Origin of the sequence: Stenotrophomonas sp. NLF4-10 (assembly GCF_022359915.1) — a bacterium.
Lineage (GTDB): Bacteria > Pseudomonadota > Gammaproteobacteria > Xanthomonadales > Xanthomonadaceae > Stenotrophomonas > Stenotrophomonas daejeonensis.
Genome location: NZ_JAKSEE010000003.1, coordinates 1396493 through 1410815 on the forward strand (window position 1 = coordinate 1396493; position 14323 = coordinate 1410815).

Sequence of the window (14323 nt, forward strand, 5' to 3'; positions counted from 1 at the left end):
ACCGGAGCTTTCCCGGGAAAGCCCCGGTCGCGACTCGCGTCGCTCCTACAGGTTCACGGGCGCCGCAGGCGGTACACGGCGGTCGACAGCGCGCTCACGCCTTCTTCGCGGAAGCGCGGTTCCTGGGCGAGGATGTCGCGCCGCTCCCGAAGTTCCAGTTGCCAAGCTGCGGCGAACAACGCCTGCATTTCGCCTTGGTCCACCGAAAACGGTGGGCCGGATTTTTCCGCCTGCGGGTATTCGAGGGTGATGACCAGCGCCTGGCAGGCGGCCGGCAGCCGCGCGTACACCGTGTCGCGGTAGCGCCGGCGCAGTTCCGGCGGCAGCGCGATCAGCGCGGCGCGGTCGTAGACGGCGGCGACGTCGGCCAGCAGCGCGTCGTCGAGCGCGAAGGCGTCGCCACGGATGATCTCGATCGGGCCGGCGGTGAAGTGCTCGCCATTGCCGCTGGCATGGCGCTCGGGCGTTAGCCCGGCTTCGGCGAAGAACTGCTCCACCGCCAGCGGCGACAGCTCCACGCCGAGCACGCGGTGGCCCCGCGCGGCCAGCCAGTGCATGTCCAGCGTCTTGCCGCACAGCGCCACCAACACCTTGCCGGCGGCGGGCAGTTGCAGTGCCGGCCAGTGCTTTTCCAGCAGCGGCATCACTTCGCCACGGTGGAAGCCGATCTGTCCTTGTTGCCAGCGTTGCAGCCAGAAGTCGGGTTGCATGGGGAACTCGCGGTGTGCAGGGAGCGCCATTGTAGGAGCGCACCTTGGTGCGCGATGGCGCTTTCCCGGGAAAGCCCGTGCCGGGCAAGCCCGGCACCTACGGCGAGTTGTAGATGCGGGGCTTGCCCCGCATGAGGCCTTACCGGTGCCCTGTCTATTGAACGTCCAGCCCTTCCGCCTTCTGCCGCGCCACGCATGCGCATGGTGACGACAATGCCGGCCGCGCCGCCGCGCGCCGGTGAAGTGGGTTATTGGACGTCCAGCCCTTCCACCTTCTGCCGCGCCATGCATGCGCATGGTGACGACAATGCCGGCCGCGCCGCCGCGCGCCGGTGAAGTGGGTTATTGGACGTCCAGCCCTTCCACCTTCTGCCACCCACGCGGCAACAGATGCCCGCGGCTGGCCCGCGCGCCCATGTAGGCATCCAGTTCCTTGAACGACAGGTTCATGGTGCGCTGGCCGCTGCGGACCTGCAGGGTGTTGCCGGGCGATACCGCGACCACCGCCACCACGCGCTCGGTGGCGAGCTTGGCTTTCGGAATCTCGATGATCTTGTTGCCTTTGCCCTTGTCCAGCTCGGGCACTTCGCTGGCCGGGATGGCGAGCATGTTGCCGGCGCTGGTGACCGCGACGATGCGGTCGCTTTCGGTGCTGGCCACCACCGCCGGTTGCAGCACCGCCGCGCCCGTCGAGAGGTTCAGCATCGCCTTGCCGGCCTTGTTGCGGCCGGTGAGGTTCTCGAAGCGGGTGACGAAGCCGTAGCCGTGGCTGGAGGCCAGCACGAAGCGGGTGTCGTTGTCGCCGCTGGCCAGGGTGACGAAGGCGCTGCCGGCGGCCGGCGAGAAGCGGCCGGTCAGTGGTTCGCCGTTGCCGCGCGCCGAGGGCAGGGTATGCGCCGGGGTGGAATAGGCGCGGCCGGTGTTGTCGAGGAAGGCCACCTGCTGGGTGCTGCGGCCGCGCACCGCCGCCAGCAGGCCATCACCCTCGCGGTAGGACAGGCCGGCGGCATCGACGTCGTGGCCCTTGGCCGCGCGCACCCAGCCCTTTTCCGACAGCACCACGGTGACCGGTTCGCTGGCGACCAGCTCGGTTTCGTCGATGGCATGGGCGGCACTGCGCTGCACCAGCGGCGAGCGGCGCTCGTCGCCGAACTTCTTCGCATCGGCCAGCAGCTCGTCCTTGACCAGCTTCTTCAGCTTCGCCGCGCTGCCGAGGATGGACAGGATCTCCTCGCGCTCGGCGGCCAGCTCGTCCTGCTCGCCGCGGATCTTCATTTCCTCCAGCCGCGCCAACTGCTTCAGCTTGGTTTCGAGGATGTAGTCGGCCTGGTCCTCGCTCAATGCGAAACGGGCGATCAGCGCGCCCTTGGCATCATCCTCGGTGCGGATGATGCGGATCACCTCGTCCAGGTTGAGGAAGGCCACCAGCAGGCCTTCCAACAGGTGCAGGCGGCGCTCGACCTTCTGCAGGCGGTGGTTGAGGCGGCGGGTGACGGTGTCCTGGCGGAAGCGCAGCCATTCGCTCAACAGCTGCTTGAGGTTCTTGACCTGCGGGCGGCCGTCCAGGCCGATGACGTTGAGGTTGACCCGGTAGCTCTTTTCCAGGTCGGTGGTGGCGAACAGGTGGCCCATCAGCTGTTCGGCATCCACGCGGTTCGAGCGCGGGATCAGCACCACCCGCACCGGGTTGGCGTGGTCGGATTCGTCGCGGATGTCCTCCAGCCACGGCAGCTTCTTGGCGCGCATCTGCTGGGCGATCTGCTCGATCACCTTGGACGGCGACACCTGGTGCGGCAGCGCGGTGATGACGATGTTGCTGCCCTCGCGGGCGAAGGTGGCGCGGGCGCGCACGCTGCCGTAGCCGGTTTCGTACATCGTGCGCAGGTCGGCGGCCGGGGTGATGATCTCGGCGGTGGTCGGGTAGTCCGGCCCCTTCACGTGCTCGCACAGCTCGGCGACGCCGGCCGCGGGATCGTCGATCAGCCGCACCAGCGCGCTGACGATTTCATTGAGGTTGTGCGGCGGCACGTCGGTGGCCATGCCCACGGCGATGCCGGTGGTGCCGTTGAGCAGCAGGTGCGGCAGCCGCGCCGGCAGCCAGCTCGGCTCTTCCAGCGTGCCGTCGAAGTTCGGCGCCCAGTCGGTGGTGCCCTGGCCCAGTTCGCCCAGCAGCACCTCGGCGATCGGGGTCAGCTTGGACTCGGTGTAGCGCATGGCCGCGAACGACTTGGGGTCGTCGCTGGAGCCGAAGTTGCCCTGGCCGTCGATCAGCGGGTAGCGGTAGGAGAACGGCTGCGCCATCAGCACCAGCGCTTCGTAGCAGGCGCTGTCACCGTGCGGGTGGTATTTGCCGATCACGTCGCCCACGGTGCGCGCGGACTTCTTAGGCTTGGCCGCCGCGTTCAGGCCCAGCTCGCTCATCGCATAGATGATGCGCCGCTGCACCGGCTTGAGGCCGTCGCCGAGGAAGGGCAGGGCGCGGTCCAGCACCACGTACATGGAGTAGTCGAGGTAGGCGCGTTCGGCGTATTCGCGCAACGGCTGCTGTTCGTAGCCGTGGAAGGTGGTGCGTACGAGTTCGGTCATGCGGGGCTGTTACCTGTGGCTGGGGGAGGCGACGGCCGCCGCCCCCGCAAACGGTTGATTATCCGCATGCGCCCGGGGATGCCAAGCCGCAGGCGTTTGGTGGAGGTCGGGGATCGATCCATTGGTGCAACACAGCATTTGATGCCGGGTGAAATATTTCCGTTGAGAAATATTCCTTTCGGAATGAAAATGCGCGCCCATGATCTGCGCCTCCGCCAATCCCCCCAGCTTCGGCCTGCTGCTGCGGCAGGTGCGCGACAACCTCGCGCGCCAGCTCGACCTGTCGCTGGTCGAGGAAAACCTCGGCATCGGCTTCACCCATTTCGTCGGCCTGAAAACGCTGGCGCACATGGCCCCGTGCACCGCCAACGAACTGGCGCAGGCACTGGACCAGGTGCCCAGCGCGGTAACCCGGCTGCTGGACAAGCTCGAATCCCTCGGGTGTGTCCGCCGCGAGCCGCATGCGCAGGACCGGCGCGCCCTGCAGATCGTGCTGACCGAGCAGGGCAGCGAGCTGTGCGCGCGGCTGAAGAAGCGCGGCGACGCGGTGATGGATTACGCCATGCGCGACCTGAGCCCCGAAGAGCGCGCCCTGCTGATGTCCCTCCTTACCCGGATCCGCGACTCCCTGACACCCCCATGACCACTTTCCCGCTCCATACCCTGCCGCGCCGTGCCCGGTCGTTGCTGCCGTCGGCGCTGGCGTTGGCGCTGGCCGCCTGCGCCAGCAGCGGCGGCCTGCAACCGCAGGGCCGGCTGCTCGATGCCGATGCCCTGCACAGCGAACGCACCTTGGCCACCAGCGACCTGGCCGTGGCCGGTTTCCCGGCCAGCGACTGGTGGCGCGGTTTCGGCGACCCGCAACTCGATGCGCTCGTCGCCGAGGCGCTGGCCGGCCACCCGAGCCTGGACGCGGCCGACGCGCGCCTGCGCCAGGCACAGGCGCAGGCCGGCATCGCCCATGCCGACCGCCTGCCGAGCCTGTCCGTGTCCGGTGGCTATACCGGCGTACGCCTGCCCGAGTCGATGGTCGGCGACGAGATGGGCGGCCACTACATGGGCAGCGGCCAGGTGGCGTTCGATTTCAGCTACGGCTTCGACCTGTGGGGCGGCAAGCGCGCCAGTTGGGAAGCGGCCGTGGATGGCGTGCATGCCGCCGCCGTCGATGCCCAGGCCGCGCGCCTGAACCTGTCGGCCGGCGTCGTCCGCGCCTATGTCGAGCTCGACCGTGCCTGGCAGTCCAACGACGTTGCCGAGCAGGAACTGGAACGTGCGCAGAAGACGCTGCAACTGGTGCGCCAGCGCCGTGCCGCCGGCATCGACAGCGAATTGCAGGTGCGCCAGGCCGAAGCCCGCATCCCCGCCGCGCAGCAGCAGCTGCAGGCGGCGCAGCAGCAGATAGACGCAGCCCGTACCGCGCTGGCCGCGCTGCTCGGGCAGGGACCGGACCGTGGCCTGCGCATCGAGCGCCCGCAGGCGCTGGACGCCGCCGCGCTGCAACTGCCCGGCGTGCTGCCCAGCGAATTGCTGGGCCGGCGCCCGGACGTGGTGGCCGCGCGCTGGCGGGTGGAAGCGGCCGGTAAGCAGGTCAAGGTGGCCGAAACCCGCTTTTATCCCAGCTTCAACCTCACCGCGCTGGCCGGCGTGGTCGCCCCCGGCGTCGGCGACCTGCTCAAGAGCAGCTCCACCTTCGCCTACCTCGGCCCGGCGCTGAGCCTGCCGATTTTCGACGGCGGCCGCCTGCGCGCCAACCTGGCCGGCGCCGACGCGCAGTACGACCTGGCCGTGGCCGGCTACAACCAGGTCGTGGTCGATGCGCTGCACGAGGTGGCCGACCAGGTCAACGCGGTGCGCTCGCTGGAGCAGCAGGTGCAGTCGCAGCAGCAGGCGGTGGAGACCGCCGGCGCGGCCTTCGACCTGGCCAGCCAGCGCTACCGCGCCGGCATCGGCAACTACCTCGACGTGCTCGGCGCACAGGCGCAGCTGCTGGCCGCGCAACAGCTGCAGGCCACACTGCACGCCCAGCGCCTGCTGGCCGCGGCAAGGCTGAGCCAGGCACTGGGCGGCGGCTTCGAGCCGGATGCCGACGCGCGCCTTTCCCATTCCTCCGTATCACCGCATTCCTGAGAGTTCTCCCATGACTCAGACCTCCGCAACTCCCCAAGCCCCCGCCGCGCCCAGCCGTCGTGGCCGCCTGCTGCGCGGGCTGCTGGCCATCGTCGTGCTGCTGCTGGCGGCATTCGCACTGTGGTATTTCGCCTTCGGCCGCTGGTTCGAGGAAACCGACGACGCCTACGTGCAGGGCAACCAGGTGCAGATCACCCCGCAGGTGGCCGGCACCGTGGTCGCCATCGCCGCCGACGACGGCATGCGCGTGGAGCAGGGCCAGCTGCTGGTGCAGCTCGACCCGGCCGATACTGAAGTGGCGCTGCAGCAGGCCGAAGCCAACCTCGCCCGCACCGTGCGCCAGGTGCGTGGCCTGTACCGCAGCGTCGAGGGTGCGCAGGCCGAGTTGAACGCGCGCCAGGTCAGCCTGAAGCGCGCCCGCGACGACTTCGCCCGGCGCAAGGACCTGGCCGCCACCGGGGCGATCTCCAACGAGGAATTGGCCCACGCCCGCGACGAACTGGCCGCGGCCGAAGCCGCTGTCGCCGGTTCGCGCGAGACCTTCGAGCGCAGCCGCGCGCTGGTCGACGACACCGTGGTGGCGACCCAGCCGGACGTGCAGGCCGCCGCCGCGCAGCTGCGCCAGGCATGGCTCAACAACGCCCGCGCCGGCATCGTCGCGCCGGTCGCCGGCTTCGTCGCGCGGCGCTCGGTGCAGGTGGGCCAGCGCGTGCAGCCGGGCACCCCGCTGATGGCGGTGGTGCCGACCGAGCAGATGTGGGTCGAGGCCAACTTCAAGGAAACCCAGCTGCGACACATGCGCCTGGGCCAGGAAGTGGAGCTGCGCTCGGACCTGTATGGCGGCGAGGTGAAGTACAAGGGCCGCATCGCCAGCCTCGGGCTGGGCACCGGCTCGGCGTTCTCGCTGCTGCCGGCGCAGAACGCCAGCGGCAACTGGATCAAGATCGTGCAGCGCGTGCCGGTGCGCATCGCCATCGACGAAAAGCAGCTGGGCGAACACCCGCTGCGCATCGGCCTGTCGATGAAAGCCGAGGTGAGCCTGCGCGACCAGAACGGCGAGGTGCTGCCGGCCAAGCCGGCCGCGGGCAACGTGTTCGACACCGACGTCTACGCCAAGCAGCTGCATGACGCCGACGCGGCGATCGGCCGCATCATCCACGACAACCTGCCGCGGCAGGCCAGGGCCGGCTGAGGCGACGCCCGATGTCCGCTCAAGCTCCAGCCGCGCCCGCCATGCCGGGCGCGCCGGCCGCCGGTTTCGCGCCGCCCAGCGTGGCGCTGTGCACCATCGGCCTGGCGATGGCCTCGTTCATGCAGGTGCTCGACACCACCATCGCCAACGTCTCGCTGCCGGCCATTTCCGGCAACCTCGGCGCCAGCTCGCAGCAAGCCACCTGGGTCATCACCTCGTTCGCGGTCAGCACCGCCATCGCGCTGCCGCTGACCGGCTGGCTCAGCCGCCGCTTCGGCGAGACCCGGCTGTTCGTGTGGGCGACGCTGGCCTTCACCGTCGCCTCGCTGCTATGCGGGCTGGCGCAGAGCATGGGCATGCTGGTGGTGTCGCGCGCCTTGCAGGGCTTCGTCGCCGGGCCGATGTACCCGATCACCCAGTCGCTGCTGGTGTCGATCTACCCGCGCGAGAAACGCGGGCAGGCGCTGGCGCTGCTGGCGATGGTCACCGTGGTCGCGCCGATCGCCGGGCCGATCCTCGGCGGCTGGATCACCGACAACTACAGCTGGGAATGGATCTTCCTGATCAACGTGCCGCTGGGTGTGTTCGCCGCGCTGGTGGTGGGCAGCCAGCTCAAGGGCCGGCCCGAGCAGATCGAGAAGCCGAAGATGGACTACGTCGGCCTGGTCACCCTGGTGATCGGCGTCGGCGCGCTGCAACTGGTGCTGGACCTGGGCAACGACGAGGACTGGTTCTCCTCGGCGAAGATCGTGGTGCTCAGCTGCGTGTCGGTGGTGGCGCTGGCGGTGTTCCTGATCTGGGAGCTGACCGACAAGGACCCCATCGTCGACCTGCGCCTGTTCCGCCACCGCAACTTCCGCGCCGGCACGCTGGCGTTGGTGGTGGCCTACGCGGCGTTCTTCAGCGTGGCGCTGCTGATCCCGTTGTGGCTGCAGCGCGACATGGGCTACACCGCGATCTGGGCGGGCCTGGCGACCGCGCCGATCGGCATCCTGCCGGTGATCCTCACCCCGTTCGTCGGCAAGTACGCCGGCCGTTACGACATGCGCATGCTGGCATCCATCGCCTTCGTGTTCCTGTCGCTGACCAGCTTCCTGCGCTCGGGCTTCAACCTGCAGGTGGACTTCCAGCACGTGGCCGGGGTGCAGCTGCTGATGGGCGTGGGCGTGGCGCTATTCTTCATGCCGGTGCTGCAGATCCTGCTGTCGGACCTGGACGGGCGCGAGATCGCCGCCGGTTCCGGCCTGGCCACCTTCCTGCGCACGCTGGGCGGCAGCTTCGCCGCCTCGCTGACCACCTGGTTGTGGGCGCACCGCACCCAGGAGCACCACGCGCACCTGACCGAGCACATCTCGGCCTACACGCCGGGCATGCAGGACCAGGTGGCGGCGATGGGGCAGGGCGACCTGCAGCACGGCGCGGCGCTGCTCAACACGATGATCAACCACCAGGCCTCGCAGATGGGCTTCAACGACATCTTCTACCTGCTGGGCTGGGTGTTCCTGGCGATCATCGCCTTCCTGTGGCTGGCCAGGCCGCCGTTCGGCGCGGGTGCCGGCAGCGCCGCCTCGGCCGGCGGCCACTGACGCGCCCCGCGATGGTGGGTGCCGACCGTTGGTCGGCACTGCTTTTTGTCCATTGCACCGAACCTGCCGGCGCTGCGCGCCGCCGCCCGACCAACGGTCGGGCGCCACCAGGGCGCAGGGGGGCGGCAAATGGAGTGAAGCCGGAAACGGAAAAACCGCCGGGAGCGGTTTTTGACATCGCTGGCCGATGGCCCGAAGGCTGCCACCACGAATGGCGGGCAACAAAAAAAACCCGCTTTCGCGGGTTTTCGTCTGTTTGAGTCGTGGTGCCCAGGAGAGGACTCGAACCTCCACGGTTTTACCCGCTAGTACCTGAAACTAGTGCGTCTACCAATTCCGCCACCTGGGCGACTCAGGAGGGGAATTATGCGGGTGCCGGCGGCTGGCGTCAACAGGTGGTGCTCATGCTGGAGAGCGGCATCGACGCCCCAAAGCCCCGGCCGCGACTCACGTCGCTCCTGCGGCAGCAGGTGTCGGCACAAGGAATGCCGGAAACGAAAAAACCCGCTTTCGCGGGTTTTCGTCTGCTTGAGTCATGGTGCCCAGGAGAGGACTCGAACCTCCACGGTTTTACCCGCTAGTACCTGAAACTAGTGCGTCTACCAATTCCGCCACCTGGGCGACTCAGGGCGCGCATTGTGCGGGTTGGGCAGGGGGGTGTCAACGGTTTTTCGGCCGGTACACGCTGCGGTGCGGATGCAGGCGCTACCATGGCCGGCAATGAAGAACAAAAAGACCACCGGGGCCGGCAAGGCCCCCACGTCCGCCGCCGGCAGCACGCCGGGCAAGGCGCCGGCCAAACCACGCAAGGCCACCAAACTGCCGCCGTGGATGCCGGATGTCGCGGCCGCCCCGGCCAAGCCCAAGAGCGGCAGGAACAAGCCCGGGGACGGGGCGCCGCCGCAGAGCTTCGTGCGCGGCCGCCGTGCCAAGCCCTTGTTCGACGACCCGCAGGCCGCGCGCGAGGCCGAGCGCTACGAGAACCCCATCGCCAGCCGCGAGGCGATCCTGCAGTTGCTCGACCGCTGCGACGGCCCACGCAACGCGCAGGAGATCGGCGAACTGCTGGGCCTGACCGAACCGGACCGCGCCGACGCGCTGGCCAAGCGCCTGGGCGCGATGGTGCGCGACGGGCAATTGGTGCAGAACCGCCGCGGCGGCTTCGCCCCGGTGCTGGTGACCAACCTGATCCCCGGCACGGTCATCGCCAACCCGGAAGGCTTCGGCTTCCTGCGCCCGGACGAGGGCGGCGACGACCTGTTCCTGCCGCCCTATGAAATGCGCAAGGTGATGCACGGCGACCGCGCACTGGCCAACGTCACCGGCATCGACCGCCGTGGCCGCCGCGAGGGCAGCATCGCGCGCGTGCTGGAGCGCGGCGTCAGCCGCCTGATCGGCCATTACAGCGTCGAGCTGGGTATCAATTACGTGGTACCCGACGACAAGCGCATCCAGCGCAGCATCCAGATCCCGGCGGACGCCACCGGCGGTGCGAAGGATGGCCAGTTGGTGGTCTGCGAACTGATCCATGCCCCGGATTCGCGCCGCCCGCCGATCGGCAGGATCATCGCCGTGCTCGGCGACCGGCTGACCCCGTCGCTGGTGGTGGAAACCGCGATCCACGGCCACAACCTGCCGCACGAATTCCCGCCGGAGGTGCTGGACAAAGCCACCGCCATCCCGATGATGGTGGAGCCGTCGATGATCGGCGGCCGCGTGGACCTGCGGCAGATGCCGCTGGTGACCATCGACGGCGAGGACGCCAAGGATTTCGACGACGCGGTGTATTGCGAGCCGAACCGCGACGGCTTCCGGCTGGTGGTTGCCATCGCCGACGTGTCGCATTACGTGCGCCCCGGCACGCCGCTGGACGATGAAGCACAGAAACGCGCGACCTCGGTGTATTTCCCCGGCTACGTGGTGCCGATGCTGCCGGAGACGCTGTCCAACGGCATTTGCTCGCTGCGGCCGAAGGAAGACCGCATGTGCTTCGTCTGCGACATGCAGGTGGACCGCAAGGGCGAGGTGGTCGGCTCGCGCTTCTACGAGGCGGTGATGAACTCGCACGCGCGCCTGACTTATACGCAGGTGTGGAAGGCGGTGGGCGAGGACGATGCACAGGCGCAGGCCGAAATCGGCGCGCAGCTGCCGCAGGTGCAGCGCCTGCACCAGCTGTACGAAGTGCTGGCCAAGGCACGTGCGCGGCGCGGCGCCATCGAGTTCGAATCCGGCGAAGTGCGCTTCGTGCTGGACAACCGCGGCGAGGTCACCCAGGCCGGCATGCTGGTGCGCAACGACGCGCACAAGCTGATCGAGGAATGCATGATCGCCGCCAACGTGCAGGCCGCGCGCCACCTGCTGGCCGCGCACGTCCCGGCGCCGTACCGCGTGCACGAGCGCCCGCCGGAATCCAAGTACGCCGACCTGCTGGAATTCCTCAAGGAGTTCAAGCTGAGCCTGCCGGCGTGGAGCAAGGTGCAGCCGGGCGACTACACCAAGCTGCTGAAGAAGGTGCGCGAGCGCCCGGATGCGGCGCTGCTGGAATCGGTGCTGCTGCGCAGCCAGTCGATGGCGGTGTATTCGCCGGACAACAACGGCCACTTCGGCCTGGCGCTGGACGCCTACGCCCACTTCACTTCGCCGATCCGCCGCTACCCGGACCTGCTGGTGCACCGCGCGATCAAGTACGCGCTCACCGGCGGCGCGCCGGACAAGTACCTCTACACCCCGCGCGAGATGGCGGCGCTGGCGCTGCAATGCTCCGAGCGCGAGCGCCGCGCCGACGAGGCCGAGCGCGAGGTCGACGAGCGGTTCCGCGCGGCGTGGATGGAAAAGCACGTCGGCGGCCAGTTCGACGGCGTCATCAGCGGCGTGACCAGCTTCGGCCTGTTCGTGGAACTGGACGACTCCAAGGTCAACGGGCTGGTGCACGTCACTCAGCTGCCACACGACTATTACCAGTTCGACCCGATCCGCAAGACGCTCACCGGCGACCGCCACGGCAACCAGTTCCGCCTCGGCGACCGCGTGCGCATCCTCGTACTCAAGGCCAGCATGGAAGAGCGCAAGATCGACTTCCGGCTGGTCGAGCGGCTGGATGGCGGCGTGATCGACGACGGCCTGCCGCCGCTGCCGCCACGCGGCAAGCCGGCCAAGCGGGTGAAGCAGAAGTATTGAAAGCGGGAACGAGTGCAGAGGAACGAGTGAAGGCAACAGCCTTGCCCGACCAACGGTCGGGCACCACCGGACAAGATGAAGCCTGGTGCCGGTGGGTGCCGACCGTTGGTCGGCACTACTTTTGTTTCTGCCTTTGCTTTACTCGTTCCTCTTTCCTCTGCACGCGTTTCCGGCCGCAAGCCCACCATTCCCCATTCCCAACTCCCCATTCCCCGCAATGAGCAAACAAAACCAATGGATCGTCGGCGTCAACGCCGTGGCCTCGTCGATCGAGAAGGACGCCGAGAACGTCCGTGAAGTATTGATCGAGGCCGGCAGCAAGAACCCGCGGCTGGTCGAGATCGAGGAAAACGCGCTGCGCAAGGGCATCGACGTGCGCAAGGTCAATGCACAGGCGCTGGGCGGCGTGGCCGGGCAGGTGCGCCACCAGGGCGTGGCCGCGCGCTATGCCGCCGCCAAGCTGTGGGGCGAGAACGAACTGCAGGGGCTGGTCGAGGCCGCCGAGGGCAAGGCGCTGGTGCTGGTGCTGGACGAGGTGCAGGACCCGCACAACCTCGGCGCCTGCCTGCGCAGCGCCGCGGCCGCCGGCGTCACCGCGGTGGTGATTCCCAAGGACAAGAGCGCGCCGGTCAACGCCACCGTGCGCAAGACCAGCGCCGGCGCCGCCGACCGCATCCCGGTGGTGGCGGTGACCAACCTGTCGCGTTGTTTGAAGGACCTGCAGAAGCTGGGTGTGTGGATTTACGGTTTGGCCGGCGAAGCGCAGCAGACCATTCACCAGCTCGACCTGCGCGGCAACGTCGCGCTGGTGATGGGCGGCGAGGCCGATGGCCTGCGCCGCTTGACCCGCGAAACCTGCGACGGGCTGGTGCGCATCCCGATGCCGGGTGACGTGGAGAGCCTGAACGTATCGGTGGCTACCGGCGTGGCGCTGTTCGAGGTGGTGCGGCAGCGGCTTTGAGGCAAACAATGAGAAGCAGCGGGGCGGCCGTAGGTGTGGGGCTTGCCCCACACATGGCTTCACCGGGAAAGCCCAATGCGGGGCAAGCCCCGCATCTACAATGGCGACCGTTTGGTTGGTAGGGCAACATGCTTTCCCTTCTCCCTCCGGGAGAAGGCGCCCCGGAGGGGCGGATGAGGGTACGGGGCGAAGCCTCATGCAATCAAACATTGCGAGGGCTTCGCCCCGTACCCTCACCCCAACCCCCGCTCCGCGCCCCGGCCCACGCCAGCGGCGTGGGCGCTCGACCGCACGCGCGCCAGTGGCGCGCAAGCCGTGCAGTCTCGCCCCGGTGGGAGAGGGGCTTCAAGCAAGAACTCAGGCGTGATCCACCGTGCTGGTCTCGTCACGCTTTTCACGCGGTGGCAGAGGGGCGTCGCCGTGTACCAGGAACCACACGTTCTCGGCGATGTTGGTGGCGTGGTCGCCGACGCGCTCCAGATTTTTCGCCATGAACAGCAGGTGCGTGCACGGGGTGATGTTGCGCGGGTCTTCCATCATGTAGGTCAGCAGCTCGCGGAACAGCGCGGTGTACTGCGCGTCCAGCCGTGCGTCGTCCTGGCGCAGCGCCAGCGCGGCCTCGGCGTCGTTGTCGCGGTAGGCCACCAGCGCGCGCTGCACTTGCTGCGCGGCCAGCCTGCCCAGTGCGCGCAGGCCTTGTACCTGCGGCATCGGTGGCATCGCCACCAGCGCGATAGAGCGCTTGGCGACGTTGGCGGCGTAATCGCCGATGCGCTCGATGTCGGCGGGGATGCGCAGGCCGGCGAGGATCTCGCGCAGGTCGCGCGCCATCGGCCCGCGCAGGGCCAGGCGCATCACGTCATGGCTGATCTGCTGTTCCAGCGTGTCGATGGCCTCGTCGTTGGCGACGATGCGCCGGGCGGCCTTCTCGTCGCGGCGTTCGATCACGTCCAGCGCAGCGATGAGCTGGGCGACGGACATTTCGCCCATGCGCATGATCTCGGCCACCAGCCGGTGTTGTTCTTCGTCGTAGCTTTTCACGATGTGGTCGTTGGGGAGGTTCATGGTCATGGGTCCGATGGATTCGTTCGATGTTGCCGCGGCCGTCCATGGCATTGCATTGCCGGCTGCGGCCGGGCACGGCCACTCACCCGAAGCGCCCGGTGATGTAGTCCTCGGTCTGCTGCCTGGAGGGGTTGGAGAAGATCACCTCGGTGCGGTCGTGCTCGATCAGGTCGCCCAGGTACATGAAGGCGGTGTAGTCGCTCACGCGCGCGGCCTGCTGCATGTTGTGGGTGACGATGGCGATGGTGTAGTCGTTCTTCAGCTCTTCGACCAACTGCTCGATGCGGCTGGTGGAGATCGGGTCCAGCGCCGAGGTCGGCTCGTCGAGCAGCAGCACGTCGGGCTTGAGCGCCACCGCGCGGGCGATGCACAGGCGCTGCTGCTGGCCACCGGACAGGCCCAGCGCGCTCTGGCCGAGCTTGTCCTTCACCTCGTCCCACAACGCGCCTTGGCGCAGCGCATGCTCGACGCGGTCGTTCATGTCGGCCCTGGACAGCTTCTCGTGGTGGCGGATGCCGTAGGCCACGTTCTCGAAGATGGTCATCGGGAACGGCACCGGCTTCTGGAATACCATGCCCACCTTTGAACGCAGGCGGTTCATCGGGTACTTCGGCGAGAGGATGTTCTCGCCGTCCAGCAGCACCTCGCCGCGCGCTTCCAGCTTCGGGTACAGCGCATAGATGCGGTTGAAGATGCGCAGCAGGGTGGACTTGCCGCAGCCGGACGGGCCGATCAGCGCGGTGACGCGCTTTTCCGGGATTTCCAGGTGGATGTCCTTCAGCGCATGGAACTTGTCGTAGTAGAAGTCCAGCCCGCGCGCGGCGAGCTTGACCGGTGCCGGTGCGTCCAGGCCCTGGTGTGCGGCGGGCACGCTGATGCGCTGCATCGGCACGGCATTGTTGAGGTCGTTCATGGCGAG

10 protein-coding genes and 2 tRNA genes are annotated in these 14323 nt (G+C 68.3%); 6 read left to right on the forward strand and 6 right to left on the reverse strand.

Annotated features, from left to right (window positions below; genetic code table 11):
• Positions 1 to 53: 53 nt before the first annotated feature.
• Together MIC98_RS06625 and parC are read right to left on the reverse strand one after the other, a co-directional pair.
• Positions 54 to 710, reverse strand: a complete 657-nt coding sequence (locus tag MIC98_RS06625; protein WP_239736571.1) for a thiopurine S-methyltransferase — start codon at positions 708 to 710, stop codon at positions 54 to 56.
• Between the two features lie 342 nt (positions 711 to 1052).
• Positions 1053 to 3296 (reverse strand): DNA topoisomerase IV subunit A, encoded by a 2244-nt coding sequence (gene parC, locus MIC98_RS06630; protein ID WP_239736572.1) that lies wholly within the window; start codon positions 3294 to 3296, stop codon positions 1053 to 1055.
• Positions 3297 to 3495: 199 nt separating this feature from the next.
• Between parC and MIC98_RS06635 the strand changes: the two genes are divergently transcribed.
• Genes MIC98_RS06635 through MIC98_RS06650 form a run of 4 tightly spaced genes read left to right on the forward strand, consistent with a single transcriptional unit; the run spans position 3496 to position 8201 of the window.
• The gene (locus MIC98_RS06635; protein ID WP_239736573.1) at positions 3496 to 3939 is read left to right on the forward strand and encodes a MarR family transcriptional regulator; all 444 of its coding nucleotides are present in this window, start codon (positions 3496 to 3498) and stop codon (positions 3937 to 3939) included.
• The gene (locus tag MIC98_RS06640; RefSeq protein WP_239736574.1) at positions 3936 to 5423 is read left to right on the forward strand and encodes an efflux transporter outer membrane subunit; all 1488 of its coding nucleotides are present in this window, start codon (positions 3936 to 3938) and stop codon (positions 5421 to 5423) included. Before MIC98_RS06635 ends, MIC98_RS06640 begins: the two co-directional genes overlap by 4 nt.
• 10 nt (positions 5424 to 5433) lie before the next feature.
• Positions 5434 to 6615, forward strand: a complete 1182-nt coding sequence (locus MIC98_RS06645) for an HlyD family efflux transporter periplasmic adaptor subunit (protein WP_057641657.1) — start codon at positions 5434 to 5436, stop codon at positions 6613 to 6615.
• 11 nt (positions 6616 to 6626) lie between these two features.
• Positions 6627 to 8201, forward strand: a complete 1575-nt coding sequence (locus tag MIC98_RS06650) for a DHA2 family efflux MFS transporter permease subunit (RefSeq protein ID WP_239736575.1) — start codon at positions 6627 to 6629, stop codon at positions 8199 to 8201.
• Between the two features lie 264 nt (positions 8202 to 8465).
• Here the strand turns inward: MIC98_RS06650 and MIC98_RS06655 are convergent.
• Both MIC98_RS06655 and MIC98_RS06660 read right to left on the reverse strand, forming a co-directional pair.
• Positions 8466 to 8550 (reverse strand) — tRNA-Leu (locus tag MIC98_RS06655).
• A gap of 187 nt (positions 8551 to 8737) precedes the next feature.
• Positions 8738 to 8822, reverse strand: a tRNA-Leu gene (locus MIC98_RS06660).
• Positions 8823 to 8921: 99 nt separating this feature from the next.
• On the opposite strand from MIC98_RS06660, the gene rnr reads away from it, so the two are divergent.
• Both rnr and rlmB read left to right on the forward strand, forming a co-directional pair.
• Positions 8922 to 11378 (forward strand): ribonuclease R, encoded by a 2457-nt coding sequence (gene rnr / locus MIC98_RS06665; protein WP_239736576.1) that lies wholly within the window; start codon positions 8922 to 8924, stop codon positions 11376 to 11378.
• A gap of 217 nt (positions 11379 to 11595) precedes the next feature.
• Positions 11596 to 12339: a 23S rRNA (guanosine(2251)-2'-O)-methyltransferase RlmB gene (gene rlmB / locus MIC98_RS06670; RefSeq protein WP_239736577.1), complete on the forward strand. Its 744-nt coding sequence runs from the start codon at positions 11596 to 11598 to the stop codon at positions 12337 to 12339.
• A 357-nt stretch (positions 12340 to 12696) separates the two neighbouring features.
• On the opposite strand, the gene phoU is transcribed toward rlmB, so the two are convergent.
• Together phoU and pstB are read right to left on the reverse strand one after the other, a co-directional pair.
• Entirely contained in the window at positions 12697 to 13410 is a 714-nt protein-coding gene (gene phoU, locus MIC98_RS06675) for a phosphate signaling complex protein PhoU (RefSeq protein WP_239736578.1), read from the reverse strand.
• A 76-nt stretch (positions 13411 to 13486) separates the two neighbouring features.
• Positions 13487 to 14317, reverse strand: a complete 831-nt coding sequence (pstB, locus tag MIC98_RS06680) for a phosphate ABC transporter ATP-binding protein PstB (protein WP_239736579.1) — start codon at positions 14315 to 14317, stop codon at positions 13487 to 13489.
• Positions 14318 to 14323 lie beyond the last annotated feature (6 nt).

Coding starts and splice junctions, on each gene's coding strand:
- MIC98_RS06650 (WP_239736575.1), top strand. CDS start 6,627: ATGTCCGCTCAAGCTCCAGCCGCGCCCGCCATGCCGGGCGCGCCGGCC.
- rnr (WP_239736576.1), top strand. CDS start 8,922: ATGAAGAACAAAAAGACCACCGGGGCCGGCAAGGCCCCCACGTCCGCC.
- parC (WP_239736572.1), bottom strand. CDS start 3,296: ATGACCGAACTCGTACGCACCACCTTCCACGGCTACGAACAGCAGCCG.
- MIC98_RS06640 (WP_239736574.1), top strand. CDS start 3,936: ATGACCACTTTCCCGCTCCATACCCTGCCGCGCCGTGCCCGGTCGTTG.
- MIC98_RS06645 (WP_057641657.1), top strand. CDS start 5,434: ATGACTCAGACCTCCGCAACTCCCCAAGCCCCCGCCGCGCCCAGCCGT.
- pstB (WP_239736579.1), bottom strand. CDS start 14,317: ATGAACGACCTCAACAATGCCGTGCCGATGCAGCGCATCAGCGTGCCC.
- phoU (WP_239736578.1), bottom strand. CDS start 13,410: ATGACCATGAACCTCCCCAACGACCACATCGTGAAAAGCTACGACGAA.
- MIC98_RS06635 (WP_239736573.1), top strand. CDS start 3,496: ATGATCTGCGCCTCCGCCAATCCCCCCAGCTTCGGCCTGCTGCTGCGG.
- rlmB (WP_239736577.1), top strand. CDS start 11,596: ATGAGCAAACAAAACCAATGGATCGTCGGCGTCAACGCCGTGGCCTCG.
- MIC98_RS06625 (WP_239736571.1), bottom strand. CDS start 710: ATGCAACCCGACTTCTGGCTGCAACGCTGGCAACAAGGACAGATCGGC.